The sequence below is a fragment of the Amycolatopsis sp. NPDC049253 genome (assembly GCF_040678995.1).
Lineage (GTDB): Bacteria > Actinomycetota > Actinomycetes > Mycobacteriales > Pseudonocardiaceae > Amycolatopsis.
This window is the reverse complement of the sequence record NZ_JBFAQX010000001.1, coordinates 334,989-354,471: the sequence shown is the minus strand read 5'-3', so window position 1 is coordinate 354,471 and position 19,483 is coordinate 334,989. Positions and strand designations below refer to the sequence as shown.

The window sequence follows — 19,483 nt, the reverse complement described above, 5'->3', positions numbered from 1 at the left end:
TGCCCGGCGCTGATCCGGGTCCGCTTAGGATCACTCGTATGGAGACTCGCAAGATCACCCGGCTGGGTCGTGAGGTGTCCGCCGTCGGGCTCGGGTGCTGGCAGCTCGGCGCCGACTGGGGCACCGTCGACGAATCCGAAGCCATGGGCGTGCTGCACGCGGCGGCCGACGAGGGCGTCACGTTCTTCGACACCGCCGACGTCTACGGCGACGGCCGCAGCGAGACGCTGGTCGGCCGTTTCCGCCGGGAGCGCGGTGCCGACGTGTTCGTGGCCACCAAGATGGGCCGCCGCGCCGAGCAGGTGCCGGAGAACTACGTCGAGAAGAACTTCCGCGAGTGGAACGACCGGTCCCGTCGCAACCTCGGGATGGACACGCTGGACCTCGTCCAGCTCCACTGCCCGCCGACCGCCGTGTACTCGTCGGACGCCGTGTACGACGCGTTGGACCGGATGGTGGACGAAGGCCGGATCAAGGCTTACGGCGTCAGCGTCGAGACGTGCGACGAGGCCCTGACCGCGCTGGCCCGGCCGAACGTCGCGTCGGTGCAGATCATCCTCAACTGCCTGCGGCTCAAGCCCCTGGAGCGCGTGCTGCCGAAGGCGGTGGAGACGGGCGCCGGGATCATCGCGCGGGTGCCGCTGGCGTCGGGCCTGCTGTCGGGGCGCTACACGGCCACGACGACGTTCGGGTCCGACGACCACCGCAACTTCAACCGGCACGGTGAGGCTTTCGACGTCGGCGAGACCTTCTCGGGGGTGCCGTTCGAGGTCGGGCTGGAGGCCGTGGAGCGCCTGCGCGGGCTGGTGCCGGACGGGCAGACGCTGGCGCAGTTCGCGTTGCGGTGGATTCTGGACCAGCTGGGGGTTTCCGTGGTGATCCCGGGTGCGCGCAACGCGGAGCAGGCACGCGGGAACACGGTCGCGGCCGGGCTGGCCCCGCTGCCGGAAGAGGCGGCGGCCGGGGTGCGGGCCACGTATGACGAGCTGATCCGGCCGTTGGTGCACGACAAGTGGTGACACCGGAAGAGCTCCTCACGACCACCCGGACGGTCCGCAAGCGGCTCGACCTCGCGCGGCCGGTGCCGTTCGAGGTGATCGAGAAAGCGCTGACGATCGCGTTGCAGGCGCCCAGCGGCTCGAACCGCGAACACTGGCACTGGGTCGTCGTCACCGACCCCGTGCAACGCGCGGCGATCGGCGACCTCTACCGGCGCGCGACGCACGAGTACATCGAGTCGTCGGGCTTCGCCGGGAAGTTGTATTCCGACAATGCCTCGCGGGCGGCTGTGCAGCAGCGCGTGGGTTCCAGCATCGAGTACCTCGCCGACCGCATGGGCGAAGTGCCGGTGCTGCTGATTCCGTGCCTCGGCACGGGTTCGGCGGAGCTGCCGGAGGGCAATCAGGCGGGCCTGTGGGCGTCGCTACTGCCCGCTGTGTGGAGCTACATGCTGGCCGCGCGCTCCCTCGGCCTCGGCACGGCGTGGACCACGCTGCACCTGCAGTACGAAAAGGAAGCGGCGGAGATCCTGGGCCTGCCGTCCACCGTCCACCAGGCAGCGCTCGTGCCGACGGCCTACTACACGGGCGACAGCTTCAAACCTGCTGCGCGGCAACCACTTTCGGAAGTGCTGCACGTCGATCGCTGGTAACGGCCGGAAGGGCACCTTGCGGGAATCGGGATTCCCGCAAGGTGCCCTCCACGGCTATTCCACGGCGTTCTGTTCCGCGGCGTTCTATTCAACCGTGAGCGTCAGCCGTTGCACGCCCCAGTCGTTGGCCTGGTTGCCGGGCAGCCAGACGTCCAGGATGTCGCCGGAGATCCAGCTGCCGATGTCGGCCGCGTAGCAGTGGCCGTAACCTGGGACGGAAATCCTGGTGCCCCAAGGGATGCTGCGGGCGTCGACGGCGCAGAAGCCCGGGCCGGCCTGGTAGCCGAGTGCGGTTTGGGCGACGTCGTTGTAGGCGGTGACGCGGTAGTTGAGCGTGGTTCCGTTGGCGAGGGCGTACGGGGCCAGCCGACCGGACGAGCCCACGCGGTACGCGGTGGAGATCTGGCCGAGCGAGCCGGGTGAGTTGTCCTCGGCGGTCATGGCGTAGAGCTGGTAGTTGGCGTTCTGGCAGGGGCTCACATCGGTGACCTGGAGCGCCGGCTGGCCCCAGTCGCTGATCCACTGCAGGGCCTGACCGTTGCGGAACGCGCGGTACGCCTTAGCGCCCGGCACGCGAGAGAAGGTGAAGGTGACCTTGCCGTCGCCGCCGAGGCCGCCGCTGACGCCGGTGGGCGCGGGCAGGCGGTTGCTCACGTTGACCGCGCCGACGAGGGAGCCCGGGCCGTGGCCGCCGGAGACGGGGCGGTCGGGGATCGGGCCGGTGTAGAAGTGCTGGCACGCGGGCAAAGTCGCGGCGCTGGCCGTCGCGACGGGGACGGTGACGAGCGCGCCGAGTGCGAGCACGGCGACGCTGAGGGCTCTGAGTTTCACTTTCGGAACCTCCAGTGGGGACCGGGGTGGAGGAACCGTGCACGGGAGACCGACGTTAGGGATCGTCGAGCCGGCGCGTCAATAGGTCTGGACCATTTGGCGGCGCCGCGGTGTCAGAGCGTGGCGAAATACCGCTCGAGCCGCTCGGCCAGCTCAACCGGACGGCTCAACGCGACGCCGTGGGACCCGTCGATCTCGTCGACCTCGCCGGCCTCGAACCCCAGTCGTTCGCGCGCGACGCGCCGCTGCAGCTCGGGCGAGAAGAACTTGTCGTCGCGGCAGAGGAGCACGCGCGTGGGGACCTCGGGCAGCCGTGCGTCGGGCCACGGGTCGTCCCACTCCGCGCTGAGCTGGTCGCGGCTGCGGCTCAGCGCTTCGGCCGCCAGCTCGGGTGGGACGTCGCCGAGGTACGTCTCCGTCTCGGTGAGGCCGTCGCCAGGGCTCTCGAACCCGACGTTGCCCCACCACTGGCCCGGCGCTTCCCCCGGAGCCGGCACCATGCCGGCGAGGAAGACGAGCAACCGCGCGTTTTCCAGCCTCGCGGCGGCCAAAGCAGCGGTGAATCCGCCGTAGGAATGCCCGACCACGACGATGTCCGGCTTTCCCTCCACCGTCGCGGTGGCCGTGGCCGCGAAATCCGCCAGCTTGGCCTCGGGGTCGCCGATCGGCAGGTCCGGCGCCACGGCTTCGTGGCCGCGGCGCCGCAGCTCGTCGACGACGAGGTGCCAGTCCCAGCCGCTGCCGCCACCGCCGTGGATGAGGAGGAAGGTCGCCATGCCGGCGACAGTAGCCGAGGGGTCCGACAGTTCCGGCTCGCGAATCAGGCGGGGCAGCGGCGCAGCATGTCCTGCAGCGCCGTCTTCTCCCCCGTGGTGATGGTGAGGCCGTAGAAGTGCTTCACCGTCACCCAGTCCGTCGCGTAGGTGCACCAGAACGACACCAGCGGCGGCTTCCACTCGTCGGGGGCCTTGTCGCCCTTCTGCTGGTTGAGGTTGTCCGTCACGGCGAAGAGCTGCGGGCGCGTGAGGTCGTTGGCGAACTGCTCGCGCTTGTCCTGTGTCCAGTCGCGAGCGCCGCTGGCCCAGGCCTGGCCGAGGGGCACCATGTGGTCGATGTCGACGTCGCCGGGTTTGGTCCAGGTCTCGGCGTCGTAGACGCTGAACCAGGTGCCGGACGTCGGGTTGCAGTCGGTGCCGGCCTTGACGTCCTTGCCGTCGCGCTTGAGCACGAGCTCGCGCGTGTTGCAGTTGTGCCCCTGGTTGTCCCAGTGCGGGAATTTGTCACGGGAGTAGCCGGACATCGACGTGCGCGGCGCGATTTTCAGCTCGGCCAGCTGCTGCGTGACGTCGGCGGGTGCGGCACCCGTGGGCTCGGCGCCGCTTTGGTGTCCGGCGTACCAGATCCCGGCGACGGCCGCCACGAGAACCACGACGACCAGCAGGATTCGCTGGGTGGGAAACGTCCGGGCCATGCGCGCGCGATCCTCTCGACGGGTTCGGGAGGCGGCAGTATGCCCGGCGCGAGGCCCGTGATCGCGCCGACACTCTCAGCAGCGCGCGAACCGTGTCCGGGACCACGGTGTCACGTCCGCGGCACCTCGAACGACTACCGGGGTGGGGGTAGGCGGAAGGGAGCGTGGCCGATGAGCGGGCGGCTGCGGAAGTGGAACTCGCGCGTCGACGACTACCTGCAGCGCAAGGCCGCGGAGGGCGGCAACGTCGTCGCGATGACACGCCTCGGAGCGGCGTTGCGCGAACGCGGCGAGCAGGCGGAGGCCGAGACGTGGTTCCGCCGCGCCGCGGCCGGCGGAGACCGCATCGCGATGACCGCGCTGGCGAACCTCCTGGCCGAGCGCGGCGTGCTCGACGAGGCCGAACGCTGGTACCACGAGGCCGCCCACGCCGGCGAGCCACGCGGGATGCTGGGGCTGGGGCGCGCGTACGAACGGCGCGGCCGCGTCGAGGACGCCGAGTACTGGTTCCACGAGGCCGCCGTGACCGGTGACGTCGAAGCGATGGGCGCGCTCGGGCACCTGCTCGCCGAACGCGGCCGCTACGACGAGGCCGAGGACTGGTGCCGCCGCGCCGCGAGCTCGGGCAACACGTCCGCGATGATCGACGTCGGCATCGTCATGCGCGAACGCGGCCGCTACAGCGAGGCCACGCGCTGGTGGCGCGAGGCCCTCGCCGACGGCGACCTCTCGGCCACGTGCCTGCTCGGCCGCCAGTCCGAACGCTTCGGCAAGCTCCAGGACGCCGAATCCTGGTACCGCCAGGGCGCGACCTCCGGCAACGTCGAGGCCACCGTCCGCCTGGGCCTGCTCCTGCACCGCCGCGGCGACGTCGACGAGGCCGAGGCCTGGTACCTCGACGCGGCCGAAGCGGGCGACGCCGCCGCGATGACCAACCTCGGCGTCCTGGCCCGCAACCGCGGCGACGAGGGCGAAGCCGCGGCCTGGTACCGCAAAGCGGCCGAGCACGGGAGCATTCCCGCCCTGACGAACCTCGGGCACCTGGCGGAGGCGCGCGACGAGCTGGCGAAGGCGGAACGGTTCTTCCGCGCGGCGGCGGAGACCGGGGACGTGCAGGGGATGCTGAGCCTGGCGCGGATGCTGCAGGCGCGGGGGGCGGTGGAGGAGGCCGATACGTGGTTGTCGCGGGCGGAGGAGTCGCAGGGGGAGCATGATCGCGCTTGAACGGCCCGCAGACACACAGTCCCCGCAGCCTTCGGGGCCGTCCCCGCGCCATTTCATCGGCCACCATCGACAATTCTGCGAAAACGACGCCACCCCCGCGCAGTTGTCCACAACCCCGGGTGGCCTGTGGACAGCCGGCAAAAAATGAAAACGCGATCCAGCTCAGCACCGAATCCGCGAGCCACACCTCCAGACCTTCGAACCCGGTTCCGCCCCAACGCCGCCGCTCGGCACGTCACCGAAATCCCCCACCATCCCCACGTCGTCGCGAAAAAATGCCGGACCCGGTTCCGCACACTTCCGCGTCGATCAAGTGAGCCGCCAGTGGGGTGAATTACTGCCATCCGCGCGATCTATTGTGTGATCCAACTCACAGCTCTACTGTGGGGAGGACTGCTCCCACCACCGAGCGCAGGGAAGTGCCGCCATGGTCGGCTCTCCGAGTACTTCTCCCGGTGCGGTGGCGGCGCTGTTCGAGCGCCGCGTCGCGCCGGCTGAAGAGCTGGCCGGGCAGGCCGGAGCGGTGGCGGGAGCGTGCCACGGGATGGCGCGGCGGTTTCACCGCGGCGGGAAGCTCGTGGTGTTCGGCAACGGGGGCGCGGGCACCGACGCGCAGCACGTGGCCGTGGAGTTCGTGCACCCCGTGATCGTCGGGAAGCGGGCGTTGCCGGCGATATCGCTGACGGCCGACGTCGCGACGCTCACCAGTGTCGCGGGCCGGCAGGGGCTCGACGAGATTTTCGCGTACCAGATCAAGTTCCTGGCCGAGCCGGTGGACATCGCGCTCGGCATCTCGTCCGACGGCGACTGCGCCAACGTCCGGCGCGGCCTCCAGGCCGCGGGCGAGCTGGGGATGCTCACCATCGCGCTCACCGGCGGGACGGGCCCGAGCACCATCACAGCCGACCACGTGCTGCAAGCGCGCTCCGACGACCCCCGCGTGGTCAAGGAAATCCACGTCACGACCTACCACGTCCTGTGGGAACTCGTGCACGTGTTCTTCGAACAGCCCGGTGTCCTCACACCGGAGGTGGCGTCGTGAACGCCCGTGACGCCGACAGAGCACCGGCCCCCGCCTGTCACGACGGGGTGTGCATCACCTGTTCCGATACCGCGGTCGAAGTGACCGTCGTCGAACTCCTGGACCTCGGGTTCGCAGTCGTGGACACCGGCCAGGGCAGGGAAGAAGTGAGCGTGGCACTGGTGGAAGCCAGTGTCGGCGACCGAATCCTCGTCCACGCCGGTGAAGCCATCGCACGTCTGGAATTGCCCGAGTAGCCGAGGGAGCTGAGCGGCCATGGCAAGAGACTCCGTGGGCGCGAGTGGTCTGGAGGAGCTGTACCCGTTCTTGTACTCGGGTACGAGCGACCTCGATGCCGTCCTGACCCAGGTCCGGCAGTCCACTGTGGAGAAAGCCCGCGAGATCGTCGCACTGCGCCGCCAGGTCCTCGAGGCCGACGGCGAGCGCCTCGCTGCGTGCGCACGTGACCTCGCGAAGGCGTTCGCCGGGGGCGGCCGGCTGCTGGCCTTCGGCAACGGCGGCAGCTCCACCGACGCGCAGGACCTCGCGAGCCTGTTCCTGAGCCCCGACGGCGACGCGCGGCCCCTGCCCGCCTTCGGCCTCACCAACGACATCGCGGTGGTCACCGCCCTGTCCAACGACATCGGGTTCGACGTCGTGTTCTCCCGGCAGGTCGGCGCGTTCGGCCGCCGCGGCGACATCGCCGTGGGCCTGTCGACCAGCGGCAACTCGGCAAACCTGCTGGCCGCGTTCGACGAGGCCGCGCGCCGCGGCCTCGTCACCGTCGGCATCGCCGGGTACGACGGCGGAAAGATGGCCGAGCTGAGGACGATCGACCACCTCTTCGTCGTGCCGTCGCCTTCCGTGCACCGCATCCAAGAAGCCCAGACGACCCTTTACCACGCACTGTGGGAACTCACCCTCGGTGCGCTCGACGACCTCGAGGGTGAACAGCCGTGACCCAGGCCCGAGAAGAAGAGAAGCCGATCCACATCCTGTGGATCAACGCCGGACTGTCCTGCGACGGCGACTCCGTCGCGCTGACCGCCGCCACGCAGCCGAGCATCGAGGAGATCGTGCTCGGCGCGCTGCCCGGCCTGCCGAAGATCCAGGTGCACTGGCCGCTGATCGACTTCGAGTGCGGTCCGGACAAGGGCGCCGACACGTTCATCGAGTGGTTCTACAAGGCCGACCGCGGTGAGCTGGAGCCGTTCGTGCTGGTCGTCGAGGGCTCGATCCCCAACGAGGCCATCAAGGCCGAGGGGTACTGGTGCGGCTTCGGCAACAACCCCGCGACCGGCCAGCCGATGACCACCAGCGAGTGGCTCGACCGCCTGGCACCCAAGGCCCTGGCTGTGGTCGCGGCCGGCACCTGCGCCGCGTACGGCGGGATCCACGCCATGGAGGGCAATCCGACGGGCGCGATGGGCGTGCCCGACTACCTGGGCTGGGACTGGAAGTCGAGCGCCGGCCTGCCGATCGTGTGTATCCCCGGCTGCCCGACGCACCCGGACAACTTCTCCGAGACGCTCACCTACCTGCTCTACCAGGCGGCCGGCCACGCGCCGATGATCCCGCTCGACGACCACCTCCGTCCACAATGGCTCTTCGGCGCGACCGTCCACGAGGGGTGCGATCGAGCCGGCTACTACGAGCAGGGCCAGTTCGCGAACGAGTACGACTCGCCGCAGTGCCTCGTGAAGCTCGGCTGCTGGGGCCCGGTCGTGAAGTGCAACGTGCCCAAGCGCGGCTGGATCAACGGCGTGGGCGGCTGCCCGAACGTCGGCGGCATCTGCATCGGCTGCACCATGCCCGGCTTCCCGGACAAGTTCATGCCGTTCATGGACGAACCACCCGGCGCCCACATCTCCTCGCTCGCGAGCGGCGCGTACGGCTCGGTGATCCGGCGCCTGCGCAAGTTCACCGAACGCAAGGCCGACGCCGAACCCAAGTGGCGGCACAAGGGCAAGCAGCTCGAGACCGGCTACCGCTCGTCGTGGCGCTGAAAGGACTGGGGACATGACGCGAACGGAAAGCGACAAGGGCATCAGCACCAAAGGCAAGACCGACCTCGTCGAGATGGCGTGGGACCCGATCACCCGCATCGTCGGCAGCCTCGGGATCTACACGAAGATCGATTGGGCGGCCAAGAAGGTCGTGGAGTGCCACAGCACGTCCTCGGTCTTCCGCGGCTACAGCATCTTCATGAAGGGCAAGGACCCGCGCGACGCGCACTTCATCACCAGCCGCATCTGCGGGATCTGCGGTGACAACCACGCCACGTGCTCGGTCTACAACCAGAACATGGCCTACGGCGTGCGCCCGCCGCACCTCGGCGAGTGGATCATCAACCTCGGCGAGGCCGCCGAGTACATGTTCGACCACAACATCTTCCAGGAGAACCTGGTCGGCGTCGACTACTGCGAGAAGATGGTGGCCGAGACCAACCCCGGTGTGCTGGAGCTGGCCAACCGCACCGAGGCGCCGCACGCGCGTGACCACGGCTACAAGACCATCGGCGACATCATGCGCTCGCTCAACCCGCTGGAGGGCGAGTTCTACCGCGAGGCCTTGCAGGTCAGCCGGTCCACGCGCGAGATGTTCTGCCTCATGGAAGGCCGCCACGTCCATCCGTCCACTTTGTACCCGGGCGGCGTCGGGACGATCGCGACGGTGCAGCTGTTCACCGACTACCTCACCCGGCTGATGCGCTACGTCGAGTTCATGAAGCGCTGCCTGCCGATGCACGACGACCTGTTCGACTTCTTCTACGAAGCCATCCCCGGCTACGAAGAGGTCGGCCGCCGGCGCATCCTGCTCGGCTGCTGGGGCAGCCTCAACGACCCGCAGTACTGCGACTTCACCTACGAGAACATGGAGTCGTGGGGCCGTAAGATGTTCGTCACGCCCGGCGTGGTCGTCGACGGCAAGCTGGTCACCACGAGCCTGCTCGACATCAACCTCGGCATCCGGATCCTGCTCGGCTCGTCCTTCTACGAGGACTGGGAGGGCATGGACAAGTTCGTGACGCACGACCCGCTGGGCAACCCCGTGGACTCGCGTCACCCGTGGAACCAGCACACGATCCCGCGCCCGCAGAAGCGCGACTTCGACGACAAGTACTCGTGGACGATGTCGCCGCGCTGGTTCGACGGCACCGACCACCTCGCGCTCGACACCGGCGGCGGACCGATCGCCCGGTTGTGGGTCACGGCGCTGGCCGGCCTCGTGGACACCGACTACGTGAAGTCCACCGGCCACAGCGTGGTGATCAACCTGCCGCGCACGGCCACGAAACCCGAGGTCAGCTTCGAGTGGAAGATCCCGAAGTGGAGCAACGCGATCGAGCGCAACCGAGCGCGGACGTACTTCCAGGCGTACGCGGCCGGCCTCGCGCTGCACTTCGCGGAACGTGCGCTGGCTGAGGTCCGCGGCGGCAACACGAAAACGTGGGAGCCGTTCAAGGTGCCCGAGGAAGGCGTGTCGTGCGGGTTCACCGAGGCGGTGCGCGGCGTTCTGTCGCACCACATGGTGATCAAGGGCGGCAAGATCGCGAATTACCACCCGTACCCGCCGACGCCGTGGAACGGCAGCGTGCGCGACTCCTTCGGCACGCCGGGCCCGTACGAGGACGCGGTGCAGAACACACCGATCTTCGAGGAGAACACGCAGGAGAACTTCAAGGGCATCGACATCATGCGCGCGGTGCGCAGCTTCGACCCCTGCCTGCCCTGCGGCGTGCACATGTACACCGGCAAGGGCAAGACGCTCGACCGGATCCACACCCCCCACGCGTTCGGCGGAGAGGTGTTCTGAACCATGACGGACCGCGACATCGGCCAGGTAGGCGAACGAATCGAGCAGCTTCTCGGTGAGCTCGCGGCGGAGGCGGGCAGCACCGTGGCGGACAGGGCCGAGGACCTCGTCCACACGCTGCTCGAGTTTTACGGCGCCGGCCTGACGACGATCGTGTCCGTCCTGCGAGAGGACGTCGCCGGCGAGGTGCTGCTGGAGCGCCTCGCCGGCGACGACCACGTGCGAGGGCTGCTGGTCCTCCACGATCTGCACCCCAAGTCCACTTTGGACCGGGTGACCGAGGCGCTCAACGAGGTGCGACCGTACCTGGGTTCGCACTCCGGCGACGTCGACATCGTCGAGATCGACGCCGAGGGCGTGCTGCGGCTGCAGCTGCAGGGCACGTGCGACGGCTGCCCGTCCTCGACCGTCACGGCGAAAATGGCCATCGAACGCGTGGTGCGCGAGGCCGCGCCGGAGCTCACCGACGTGGTGGTGGCCGGGGTGGTGCCCGAGCCGACCGGCCCGGGCGGACGTCCGCTGCTGCCGCTCGAAGCCATCGAGTGCCCGGTCCCCGTGGAGCAGGCATGACGGGCGGCCTGCGCAAGTTCCTGACGCCGGCCGAGCGACCGGCGCCCGGTGAACGGTGTGAGCTGTGCACGGAGCCGATCGGCGTCGGCCACGGGCACGTGATCGACCTCGAATCGCGCACCATCATGTGCACCTGCCGCGGCTGCTACCTGCTGTTCACGCACACCGGCGCCGGCGGCCAGCGCCACCGCGCGGTGCCGACGCGCTACCGGCACACCGCGCGCTTCCCGGCCGGCGCGACGCTGTGGGAGACGGCCGGGATTCCCGTGCGGATGGCGTTCCTGTTCTACAACTCGGTGCAGGAGCGCGCGGTGGCGTTCTACCCGAGCCCGGCCGGCGCGACCGAGTCGCTGCTGCCGCTGGACACGTGGACGGAACTGCTGCAGGAGCAGCCCGAGTTCGCCACGGTCGCCCCCGACGTCGAGGCGGTGCTGATCAACAAGCACGACGTCGGCTTCGAGGCGTTCCTGGTGCCCATCGACGTGTGTTACGAGCTCGTCGGCCTCGTCCGCCTGCACTGGCGCGGCTTCGACGGCGGCGCCGAAGCGCACGAAGCCATCGACCGCTTCTTCGCCGATCTTCGCGCCCGCGGAGAGGTCGCCGCGGATGGCTGAGCTGACCTTCGACTGCCTGGACGTGCGCCCGGTGAAGTACGCGGCGTCGCCGACGCTCGCGTTCAGCATGAAGATCACCGAGCTCACCGCCCAGCCGATCCACGCGCTGGTGCTGCGGGTGCAGCTGCGGATCGAACCGCAGCGGCGCCGCTACAGCAGCGGCGAGTCGGAGCTGCTCACGAACCTGTTCGGCGACGCTTCACGCTGGGGCGAGACGCTGCGGCCGTTCCAGTTCGCGACCGTGGCGGTGATGGTGCCGAGCTTCACGCGCACCACGGAGTTCCAGCTGGAAGTGCCCTGCACGTACGACCTGGAAGTGGCCGCCGGCAAGTACTTCCACGCACTCGCCGACGGCGTGGTCCCGCTCGTGCTCCTGTTCAGCGGCACGGTGTTCGCGAAGGGCGGCCCGGGGTTCTGGGTCGAGCCCGTGCCGTGGCACACCGAAGCCGAGTGCCGGATGCCGATCGCCGCGTGGGACGACCTGATGAACCAGTACTTCCCCAACGTCGCGTGGCTCAAGCTGCACCGCGAGACCGTCGACGCGCTCCTGCGGTACAAGTCGCGCCACGCGATCCCGACGTGGGACGCGGCGATGGAGCACCTCCTGTCGAACGCGGGTGATGGCCTGTGACCAGCGTGTTCGACCAGGCCCGCGCCGTCGGCGACGCCGTGCTGTACGAGGGTTACCTGCTCTACCCGTACCGCGCGTCGGCGCGGAAGAACCGCGTGCGCTGGCAGTGGGGTGTCCTGATGCCGCCAACGTATGCGTCGGAGGAGCGCGGCGACTACGCGACTTCGCGCACGGAGTGCCTGCTGGAGCCGCGCAAGCACACGTCGGTGCACCTGACGCTGCGGTTCCTGCAGGCACAGGAACGCCTGGTGCACGACGGCCACGGGTTCGTCGACTCCGTGACCGTGGCCGGCAAGGACTACACGACGTGGGACGAAGCCGTGGAGCACGAGCTGAACTTCGTGATCCCCGTGGCCGAGCTGCTCGCGCAGCCGGTGGAGCTGCCATTCTCAGTTCCACCGGCCGAAACGCGCGAGTGCGTTGGCGAGCACTGCACGCTCGTGCGCCGCTCCGGCGAGCTGACCGGCGCGCTCACGGCTCGCCTCGACGCGCTCGACGGCCCCTTCGGCGGCACGCGGCTGCGACTGGACCTGCGCAACACGAGTACGTGGCCGTCGGACGGCGTCCGCGAATCGGCGCTGCGCAGGGCGTTGCTCGCCGCGCACGTGATCCTGGCGGTGGACTCGGGCCACTTCCTCTCGATGCTCGACCCGCCCGAGTGGGCGAAGCCGGCCGTCGAAGCGTGTGTCAACGAGCGCGTGTGGCCGGTGCTGATCGGCGGGTCGTCGCGAAGCGGGGTGATGCTGGCGTCCCCCATCATCCTCTACGACGACCCGTCGATCGCGCCCGAAAGCCCTGGTGAGCTCTTCGACGGCACGGAGATCGACGAGATCCTGACGCTGCGCACGATGGCGCTCACCGACGAGGAGAAACGCGAGGCCCGCGCGACGGACCCCCGGGCGGCGGCGCTGGTGGACCGCGTGGACGACCTGCCGCAGGAGCTGCTCGACCGGCTCCACGGGACGGTCCGGTACCTGCGTTCGGTGACCGGCGAGGAAACCGATCTGCCGGCGAAGCCCGAGGTGCCCTGGTGGGATCCCGGAGCCGACGCGTCCGTCTCCCCGGAGACCGACGCCGTCGTGGTCGCGGGCGTCCACGTGTCCGCGGGCTCGCGCGTGCGGCTGCACCCGAACCTGCGGGGCGCCGACGCGCAGGACATGTTCCTCAGCGGCCGCGTCGCCACCGTGCGCGCGGTGCTGTCCGATGTGGACGGGACCACGCACGTGGCCGTGACGCTCGACGACGACCCGGGCGCCGACCTGCAGAACGCCCACGGCCGCTTCCGCTACTTCTCCCCCGACGAGCTGGAGCCGACATGAGACCGCAAGTGCTGGTGGCGGGGATCGGCAACATCTTCCTCGGCGACGACGGCTTCGGCGTCGAAGTGCTCAAGCAGCTCGAACACGAAGAGCTGCCGGAGTGGGTGCAGATCGCCGACTACGGCGTCTCCGGCCTGCACCTGGCCTACGACCTGCTCGGCGGCTACGACACCACGATCCTGCTCGACGCGACGCCGCACGGGGTCGAGCCGGGCACGTTGTCGCTGATCGAGGCCGACGTCGACGCGATGGCCGCGGCGCCCGTGATCGACGCCCATGGCATGCAGCCCGAAGCCGTGTTCCGCCTGCTGCGGCTGCTCGGCGGCGACGCGGGGCGGGTGCTGATCGTGGGCTGCGAGCCGAAGTCGGTCGAGTCCGGGATCGGGCTCAGCAAGGAGGTCGCGGCCGCCGTGCCCGTGGCCGTCCGCGCGGTGAAGGAACTGGCGTGGGGCACCACCCCGCGTCTCCCCGAAGACATTCTCAAGACGGAGGTCTGACCATGTTCAAGCGGTTGGTGCTGCTGATCGTGCTCATCGGTGTGCTGGCGTGGGTCGCCCGGCTGGTGAAGCCCGACGTGCAGCGGTATGTCGACATGAGCCGGAAATAGCCGTGTGCCTCGGCATTCCGGGCGAGATCATCGAGATCAGCGAGGAACGTCCGGACCTCGCGAAAGTCTCGGTGTGCGGGGTGAAGCGGGCCATCAACATCGGCCTGCTCGCCGACGACCCACCCGCTCCCGGTGAGTGGATCCTCATCCACGTCGGGTTCGCACTGTCCAAAATAGACGAGGAAGAGGCCGCCGCAGCGCTGGAATTCCTGGAGAGCATCGGGAAGGCGTACGAGGACGAGATGGCCGCCTTGCTCGAATCTCGGATCGACTAGGAGGGGCCGTGCGGTTCGTCGACGAGTTCAGGGACGCGGACAAGGCGCGGGCGCTGTCCGCGAAGATCACCGCGCTGTGCGAGCCCGGCAGGCACTACAAGTTCATGGAGGTGTGCGGGGGTCACACGCACACGATCTACAAGCACGGGCTCGAGGACTACCTGCCGGAGAGCGTCGAGCTCGTGCACGGCCCTGGCTGCCCGGTGTGCGTGATCCCGATGGGCCGCATCGACGACGCGATCAGCATCGCGCGCCGGCCCGGGGTGCTGATGACCTCGTTCGGCGACATGATGCGGGTGCCGGGCTCGGGCGGGAACTTCTTCGACTCCAACGCCGAGGGCACCAACATCAGGATGGTGTACTCGCCGCTCGACTCGCTGAAGATCGCCCGGCAGAACCCCGACCTGCAGGTGGTCTTCATGGCCATCGGGTTCGAGACGACCACGCCGTCGACCGCGATGACGCTGCTGCGCGCGGCCGACGAAGGCATCCCGAACTTCTCGATCTTCGCCAACCACGTGACGATCGTGCCCGCCATCAAGGCCATCCTCGACTCGCCCGACCTGCGGCTCGACGGGTTCCTCGGCCCGGGCCACGTGTCGACGGTGATCGGCTGCCGGCCGTACGAGTTCATCGCGCGCGACTACGGCAAGCCCGTGGTGGTGGCCGGGTTCGAGCCGCTGGACATCCTGCAGTCCATCTACCTGCTGATGGTGCAGCTGTCCCAAGGCCGCGCCGAGGTGGAAAACCAGTACTCGCGCGTGGTGCCGTGGGACGGCAACCTCGTGGCGCTCAAGGTGATCAACGAGGTGATGGAGCTGCGGCCGTACTTCGAGTGGCGCGGCCTCGGGTTCATCTCGCACTCGGCCATGCGCGTGCGCGAGAAGTACGCGGCTTTCGACGCCGAGCGCCTCTTCGACGTGCCGGGCGTGCGGGTGGCGGATCCCAAGGCGTGCCAGTGCGGTGAAGTGCTCAAGGGCGTGCTGAAGCCGTGGGAGTGCAAGGTGTTCGGCACGGCGTGCACACCGGAGACGCCGATCGGGACGTGCATGGTCTCGCCCGAAGGCGCGTGCGCGGCGTACTACAACTTCGGCCGGTTCAGCCGCAAGCGCGTGCGGGAGGCGAGCCACGCATGACGACCACGGAACGCGAGCAGCAGGTGCTCGACCGCATCGAGCGCGCCCGGCGGCGGCGCGCGAAGGTGCGCGAAGAGCGCATCACCCTGTCCCACGGCTCAGGCGGCAAGGCAACGCACACGCTGATCGAGGCGGTGTTCCTCGACGCGTTCCGCAACCCGCTGCTGGAGCCGCTGGAGGACGCGGCCGCGCTCGCCATCGGCGGGGCGCAACTGGCGCTGACCACAGACTCGTTCGTGGTGTCGCCGCTGTTCTTCCCCGGCGGCGACATCGGGGACCTGGCCGTGAACGGCACGGTCAACGACCTCGCCGTGTCCGGCTCGCGGCCGCTGTACCTCACGGCCGGGTTCATCCTCGAAGAAGGGTTCCCGGTCGAGGACCTGCTGAAGATCGTCGACTCGATGAAGGCGGCCGCGCTCGCCGCCGACGTGCAGATCGTCACCGGGGACACGAAGGTCGTGCAGCGCGGCAAGGGCGACGGCGTGTACATCAACACGGCCGGCATCGGCGTCTCGATCCGCTCGGGGCTGGGAGTTTCGTCGGTGCGGCCGGGCGACGCGGTGCTGGTGTCGGGCCCGATCGGCGACCACGGCGTCACGATCATGCTGGCGCGCGGCGAGCTGGACATCGACGCCGACATCGAGTCCGACACCGCACCCGTGCACAGCCTGGTGGCGGGGCTGCTCGCCGCCGTGCCCGGCGTGCGCGCGATGCGCGACGCGACCCGCGGCGGCGTGGCGACGATCCTCAACGAGGTCGCCGCCGGCGCGCAGGTGTCGGTGATCGTCGACGAGAACGCCGTACCGGTGCGTGACGAGGTGCGCGGTGCGTCGGAGCTGCTCGGCATCGACCCGCTGTACGTGGCGTGCGAAGGCCGGATCGTGACGTTCGTCGACGGCGCGCAGGTCGACGACGCGCTGGCGGCACTGCGGTCGCACCCGCTCGGCGCGGAGGCGGCGGTGATCGGCCGCGTCGCCGACGACCCGCCGGGCCTGGTGCTGCTGAACACCGCGTTCGGCGGCACCCGGATCGTGGACATGCTGGTGGGCGACCCGCTGCCGAGGATCTGCTAGTGCACGAGATGTCGATCACGCAGAGCGTCGTGGACGCGATCGTGTCGCGGCTGGGGTCTCAGGCCGTGCGCAGCGTGCGGCTGGAGATCGGGCGGCTGTCCGGGGTCGTGCCGGACAGTGTGCGGTTCTGCTTCGACGTGGTGTGCGCGGGGACGTCGTTGCAGGGCGCGGAGCTGGAGATCGACGAGCCGCCCGGGCGGGCCGCGTGCCTCGACTGCGGGGCGGAGTTCGGGATCGACGACCCGATCCTGCTGTGCGCGTGCGGCAGCGCGAACGTCGAGGTGCTGGCGGGGCGGCAGCTGCGCATCAAGTCCGTGGAGGTGGTTTGAAGTGTGTGCGACGTGTGGTTGTTCGGACTCGGCTTCGGTTCATTCGCACGCCGATGATCATGCGCACGTGGAGGGCGCTCACACGGTGGTTCTGGAGCAGGACGTGCTGGCCAAGAACGACCACCTGGCCGGGCACAACCGGTCGCGGCTCGCCGAGCTGGGCGTCTTCGCGGTCAACCTGATGAGCTCACCGGGCGCGGGCAAGACGACGTTGCTGGAACAGACCGTGCACGCGCTGGGTGCTTCAGTACCGCTCGCGGTCGTCGAAGGCGACCAGGAAACGCTGCTGGACGCCGATCGCATCAAGGCGTCGGGAGCGCCGGTCGTGCAGATCAACACGGGCGCCGGCTGCCACCTCGACGCGACGATGCTGTCGCGCGCGCTCGACACGTTGGCGCCGGCGCGCGGTTCGGTGCTGTTCGTGGAGAACGTCGGGAACCTCGTGTGCCCCGCGTTGTTCGATCTCGGCGAGGCGGCGCGCGTGGTGATCATGTCCGTGACGGAGGGGCCGGGGAAACCGCTGAAGTACCCGCACATGTTCGCGTCGACGGATCTGGTGCTGCTCAACAAGATCGACCTGCTGCCGTACGTGGGATTCTCGGTGCCGGAGTTCCTGCACGACCTGCGCCACGTCAATCCGGACGCGCGTGTGGTGGAGATCAGCGCGACCCGGGGTGACGGTCTGGATGAGTGGTACGGCTGGCTGCGACAGCGACCTGGCCGAGGCTGATGCCGCCGTCGTTGGTCGGCACGCGGGCGTGGGTGAGGACGCGGAAACCGTTGCGCTCCAAAGACTCCACGGTTCTTTCCAGGAGCAGGAGATTCTGGAAGACGCCGCCGGACAGGGCGACGGTCGTGAGCGCTGTCGTGTCGCGTAGGCGGGTACAGGTTTCGGCGACGGCTTCGGCGACGCCGTTGTGGAAGCGCGCGGCGACTTTCGGGCGTGGGGTGCCCTGGCCGAGGTCCTCGACCACGGCTCGGAGCAAGTCCACACCGGAAAGTTCCGTCGGGGTCTGCCCGCAGCGGTATGCGGCGCGTTCGGCCGGGTCGGCGAGTTGTTCCAGTTCCACGGCCGCCTGGCCCTCGTAGTTGATCTCGTCGCGGACGCCGAGCACGGCGGCGACGGCGTCGAACAGCCGGCCGGCGCTGGACGTGAGCGGGGAGGCCAGGCCGGTGCGGGCGAGGTGGAGAACGTGGTCCCACTGGTCTTCATGGCGGGCTCGCAGTGCGGTCACCCGGATGTTCGCGGCGTCGAGGTAGGCGGCGGCCATGCGCCAGGGCTGGCGGATGGCCGTGGTGCCGCCGGGCAGCCGGAGAGGCGCGAGGTGCGCCAGCCGGTCGAACCCGGTGAGGTCGGCCCTCAGGAACTCGCCGCCCCAGAGGGTGCCGTCGGTGCCGTAGCCGGTGCCGTCGAACGCGACGCCGAGGACGGGGCCTGCCTCGCCGTTGTCGGCGAGGCAGGAGGCGATGTGGGCGTGGTGGTGCTGCACGCCGACGAGCTCGACTTCTTCGAGGTCCAACGCGTATTTCGTGGACAGGTACTCGGGGTGCAGGTCGTGGGCGACGACTGTCGGCGAGATGTCGAACAGCTCGCGGAAGTGCGCGATGCCGGTCTCGTAGGCCTTGAACGTCTCGTAGTTGTCGAGGTCACCGATGTGGTGGGAGAGAAACGCGTGGGTGTCCTTGGCCAGGCAGAACGTGTTCTTCAGTTCCGCGCCGCAGCCGAGGATGTGCTGGGTGAGCCGTGAGCGCAGCGTCACGGGCTCCGGCACGTAACCCCGCGAACGGCGCTGCAGCTGCACCCGGTCGCGCCACACCCGCGCCACGGAGTCGTCGGTCCGGGTGTGGATGGCCCGGTCGTGCGTGAGGTACGCGTCGGCGATCCCGGACAGCCTCGTGAAGGCGTCTTCGTCGCGGTAGACGATGGGTTCGTCGGACACGTTCGCGCTGGTCAGCACGATCGGCCGGCCGAGATCGGCGAGCAGCAGGTGGTGCAGCGGCGTGTACGGCAGCATGACCCCGACGCGTCGGTTTCCGGGCGCCACCGAGGGGGCGAGCGGTCCGTCCGCGACTCGTGGGAGCAGCACGATCGGCCGCCGGTGCCCGGTCAGCACGGCCGCGGCGACGTCGTCGACCTCCGCGATCGCCCGCACCGCCGCGAGGTCGGGGACCATCACGGCGAACGGCTTGTCCTCGCGGTGTTTCCTGCCGCGCAGCGCGGCCACGGCCGTTTCGTTCGCCGCGTCGACGGCCAGGTGGTAACCGCCGAGTCCCTTCACCGCGACCACGGCACCCGCGTCGAGCGCGTCCACAGTGGACTCGATGGGCTCACCGCCACCCGAGAACACCAGCCGTGGTCCGCAAACCGGACAGCACACGGGCTGCGCGTGGAACCGCCGGTCGGTCGGATCTTCGTACTCCTGCTTGCATTCCGCGCACAACACGAACCCGGCCATGGTCGTCAACGGCCGGTCGTACGGCACGCCGCGCACGATCGTGAACCGCGGTCCGCAGTTGGTGCAGTTGACGAACGGGTAGCGGTACCGCCGATCACCCGGGTCCCACAGCTCAGTCAGGCAGTCCGCACAGGTCGCGCTGTCGGCGGACACCAGCGTCGCGGCCTCGCCGCCGGCCGGGCTGGGCACGATCGCGAACCCCCGCTCCCCCGTGGCCGGCACGCGGGTCACGCGCACATCGTCGACCACAGCCAACGGCGGTGCTTCGGCCCGCAGCGCCGTCACGAAGGCGTTCAGGTCGTCCGAAGCGCCCTCGACCTCGACGAAGACCCCACGGCTGTCGTTGCCGACGAAGCCGGCGAGCCCGAACCGCCGCGCGAGCCCGTGGACGAAGGGCCGGAACCCCACGCCCTGCACCACCCCGTCGACCCGCACCGCGAAGCGCCCGAGCGCCATCGG

22 protein-coding genes are annotated in these 19,483 nt (G+C 69.5%); 18 read left to right on the top strand and 4 right to left on the bottom strand.

The features are described from left to right. Positions 1–38 precede the first annotated feature (38 nt). On the top strand, positions 39–1,019 hold the full coding sequence (locus tag AB0K15_RS01815; RefSeq protein WP_364044301.1) for an aldo/keto reductase: 981 nt from the start codon (positions 39–41) through the stop codon (positions 1,017–1,019). Further along, positions 1,016–1,651 (top strand): nitroreductase family protein, encoded by a 636-nt coding sequence (locus tag AB0K15_RS01810; RefSeq protein WP_364044298.1) that lies wholly within the window; start codon positions 1,016–1,018, stop codon positions 1,649–1,651. Before AB0K15_RS01815 ends, AB0K15_RS01810 begins: the two co-directional genes overlap by 4 nt. An 84-nt stretch (positions 1,652–1,735) precedes the next feature. Here the strand turns inward: AB0K15_RS01810 and AB0K15_RS01805 are convergent, their stop codons facing one another. From AB0K15_RS01805 to AB0K15_RS01795, 3 genes are all read right to left on the bottom strand, one after another. Beyond that, on the bottom strand, positions 1,736–2,482 hold the full coding sequence (locus AB0K15_RS01805) for a 3D domain-containing protein (RefSeq protein ID WP_364044295.1): 747 nt from the start codon (positions 2,480–2,482) through the stop codon (positions 1,736–1,738). 113 nt (positions 2,483–2,595) lie between these two features. Next, positions 2,596–3,258, bottom strand: a complete 663-nt coding sequence (locus AB0K15_RS01800) for an alpha/beta hydrolase (RefSeq protein WP_364044292.1) — start codon at positions 3,256–3,258, stop codon at positions 2,596–2,598. Between the two features lie 44 nt (positions 3,259–3,302). Next, positions 3,303–3,953: an HNH endonuclease family protein gene (locus AB0K15_RS01795; protein ID WP_364044289.1), complete on the bottom strand. Its 651-nt coding sequence runs from the start codon at positions 3,951–3,953 to the stop codon at positions 3,303–3,305. A gap of 171 nt (positions 3,954–4,124) precedes the next feature. Here AB0K15_RS01795 and AB0K15_RS01790 point away from each other — a divergent pair, with 171 nt between their 5' ends. The 16 genes from AB0K15_RS01790 (at position 4,125) to hypB (ending at position 17,298) form a co-directional block, all read left to right on the top strand. Beyond that, entirely contained in the window at positions 4,125–5,177 is a 1,053-nt protein-coding gene (locus AB0K15_RS01790) for a tetratricopeptide repeat protein (RefSeq protein WP_364044286.1), read from the top strand. 427 nt (positions 5,178–5,604) lie between these two features. Continuing rightward, the gene (locus AB0K15_RS01785) at positions 5,605–6,219 is read left to right on the top strand and encodes an SIS domain-containing protein (RefSeq protein ID WP_364044283.1); all 615 of its coding nucleotides are present in this window, start codon (positions 5,605–5,607) and stop codon (positions 6,217–6,219) included. 47 nt (positions 6,220–6,266) lie between these two features. Beyond that, positions 6,267–6,455, top strand: a complete 189-nt coding sequence (locus AB0K15_RS01780) for a HypC/HybG/HupF family hydrogenase formation chaperone (protein ID WP_364045342.1) — start codon at positions 6,267–6,269, stop codon at positions 6,453–6,455. Positions 6,456–6,474: 19 nt separating this feature from the next. Further along, on the top strand, positions 6,475–7,158 hold the full coding sequence (locus AB0K15_RS01775; protein WP_364044280.1) for an SIS domain-containing protein: 684 nt from the start codon (positions 6,475–6,477) through the stop codon (positions 7,156–7,158). Beyond that, positions 7,155–8,204 carry a hydrogenase expression protein HypE gene (locus tag AB0K15_RS01770; RefSeq protein ID WP_364044277.1) on the top strand — a complete coding sequence of 350 codons (1,050 nt, stop codon included), beginning with the start codon at positions 7,155–7,157 and terminating at the stop codon, positions 8,202–8,204. The genes AB0K15_RS01775 and AB0K15_RS01770 overlap by 4 nt, the downstream gene beginning before the upstream one ends. A gap of 13 nt (positions 8,205–8,217) precedes the next feature. After that, on the top strand, positions 8,218–10,014 hold the full coding sequence (locus tag AB0K15_RS01765) for a nickel-dependent hydrogenase large subunit (protein WP_364044274.1): 1,797 nt from the start codon (positions 8,218–8,220) through the stop codon (positions 10,012–10,014). Between the two features lie 3 nt (positions 10,015–10,017). Continuing rightward, positions 10,018–10,584: a NifU family protein gene (locus tag AB0K15_RS01760; protein ID WP_364044272.1), complete on the top strand. Its 567-nt coding sequence runs from the start codon at positions 10,018–10,020 to the stop codon at positions 10,582–10,584. After that, positions 10,581–11,198, top strand: coding sequence for a DUF5947 family protein (locus tag AB0K15_RS01755; RefSeq protein WP_364044269.1), 618 nt, complete (start codon positions 10,581–10,583; stop codon positions 11,196–11,198). The genes AB0K15_RS01760 and AB0K15_RS01755 overlap by 4 nt, the downstream gene beginning before the upstream one ends. Further along, positions 11,191–11,829: a DUF6084 family protein gene (locus AB0K15_RS01750; protein ID WP_364044266.1), complete on the top strand. Its 639-nt coding sequence runs from the start codon at positions 11,191–11,193 to the stop codon at positions 11,827–11,829. Before AB0K15_RS01755 ends, AB0K15_RS01750 begins: the two co-directional genes overlap by 8 nt. Further along, positions 11,826–13,148, top strand: a complete 1,323-nt coding sequence (locus AB0K15_RS01745) for a hypothetical protein (protein ID WP_364044263.1) — start codon at positions 11,826–11,828, stop codon at positions 13,146–13,148. The genes AB0K15_RS01750 and AB0K15_RS01745 overlap by 4 nt, the downstream gene beginning before the upstream one ends. Continuing rightward, a complete protein-coding gene (locus tag AB0K15_RS01740) occupies positions 13,145–13,645 on the top strand; it encodes a hydrogenase maturation protease (RefSeq protein ID WP_364044260.1) in 501 nt (166 codons plus the stop codon). Before AB0K15_RS01745 ends, AB0K15_RS01740 begins: the two co-directional genes overlap by 4 nt. Before the next feature lie 112 nt (positions 13,646–13,757). Beyond that, the gene (gene hypC, locus AB0K15_RS01735) at positions 13,758–14,030 is read left to right on the top strand and encodes a HypC/HybG/HupF family hydrogenase formation chaperone (protein ID WP_354872855.1); all 273 of its coding nucleotides are present in this window, start codon (positions 13,758–13,760) and stop codon (positions 14,028–14,030) included. Positions 14,031–14,038: 8 nt separating this feature from the next. Next, a complete protein-coding gene (gene hypD / locus AB0K15_RS01730) occupies positions 14,039–15,166 on the top strand; it encodes a hydrogenase formation protein HypD (RefSeq protein ID WP_364044257.1) in 1,128 nt (375 codons plus the stop codon). Further along, positions 15,163–16,239: a hydrogenase expression/formation protein HypE gene (hypE, locus tag AB0K15_RS01725; RefSeq protein WP_364044254.1), complete on the top strand. Its 1,077-nt coding sequence runs from the start codon at positions 15,163–15,165 to the stop codon at positions 16,237–16,239. The genes hypD and hypE overlap by 4 nt, the downstream gene beginning before the upstream one ends. Beyond that, a complete protein-coding gene (locus AB0K15_RS01720; RefSeq protein ID WP_364044252.1) occupies positions 16,239–16,568 on the top strand; it encodes a hydrogenase maturation nickel metallochaperone HypA in 330 nt (109 codons plus the stop codon). Before hypE ends, AB0K15_RS01720 begins: the two co-directional genes overlap by 1 nt. Before the next feature lie 67 nt (positions 16,569–16,635). Continuing rightward, the gene (gene hypB, locus AB0K15_RS01715) at positions 16,636–17,298 is read left to right on the top strand and encodes a hydrogenase nickel incorporation protein HypB (RefSeq protein ID WP_364044249.1); all 663 of its coding nucleotides are present in this window, start codon (positions 16,636–16,638) and stop codon (positions 17,296–17,298) included. On the opposite strand, the gene hypF is transcribed toward hypB, so the two are convergent. Next, entirely contained in the window at positions 17,228–19,480 is a 2,253-nt protein-coding gene (hypF, locus tag AB0K15_RS01710; protein WP_364044246.1) for a carbamoyltransferase HypF, read from the bottom strand. The two genes, hypB and hypF, sit on opposite strands and share 71 nt — an antisense overlap. Between the last annotated feature and the right edge of the window lie 3 nt (positions 19,481–19,483).

Excerpts from the sequence above, each read along its gene's own strand:
- AB0K15_RS01740 (WP_364044260.1), top strand. The coding sequence starts at position 13,145 with ATGAGACCGCAAGTGCTGGTGGCGGGGATCGGCAACATCTTCCTCGGC.
- AB0K15_RS01775 (WP_364044280.1), top strand. The coding sequence starts at position 6,475 with ATGGCAAGAGACTCCGTGGGCGCGAGTGGTCTGGAGGAGCTGTACCCG.
- AB0K15_RS01785 (WP_364044283.1), top strand. The coding sequence starts at position 5,605 with ATGGTCGGCTCTCCGAGTACTTCTCCCGGTGCGGTGGCGGCGCTGTTC.
- hypE (WP_364044254.1), top strand. The coding sequence starts at position 15,163 with ATGACGACCACGGAACGCGAGCAGCAGGTGCTCGACCGCATCGAGCGC.
- AB0K15_RS01760 (WP_364044272.1), top strand. The coding sequence starts at position 10,018 with ATGACGGACCGCGACATCGGCCAGGTAGGCGAACGAATCGAGCAGCTT.
- AB0K15_RS01765 (WP_364044274.1), top strand. The coding sequence starts at position 8,218 with ATGACGCGAACGGAAAGCGACAAGGGCATCAGCACCAAAGGCAAGACC.
- AB0K15_RS01800 (WP_364044292.1), bottom strand. The coding sequence starts at position 3,258 with ATGGCGACCTTCCTCCTCATCCACGGCGGTGGCGGCAGCGGCTGGGAC.
- AB0K15_RS01755 (WP_364044269.1), top strand. The coding sequence starts at position 10,581 with ATGACGGGCGGCCTGCGCAAGTTCCTGACGCCGGCCGAGCGACCGGCG.
- AB0K15_RS01815 (WP_364044301.1), top strand. The coding sequence starts at position 39 with ATGGAGACTCGCAAGATCACCCGGCTGGGTCGTGAGGTGTCCGCCGTC.
- hypF (WP_364044246.1), bottom strand. The coding sequence starts at position 19,480 with ATGGCGCTCGGGCGCTTCGCGGTGCGGGTCGACGGGGTGGTGCAGGGC.
- AB0K15_RS01795 (WP_364044289.1), bottom strand. The coding sequence starts at position 3,953 with ATGGCCCGGACGTTTCCCACCCAGCGAATCCTGCTGGTCGTCGTGGTT.
- AB0K15_RS01750 (WP_364044266.1), top strand. The coding sequence starts at position 11,191 with ATGGCTGAGCTGACCTTCGACTGCCTGGACGTGCGCCCGGTGAAGTAC.
- AB0K15_RS01790 (WP_364044286.1), top strand. The coding sequence starts at position 4,125 with ATGAGCGGGCGGCTGCGGAAGTGGAACTCGCGCGTCGACGACTACCTG.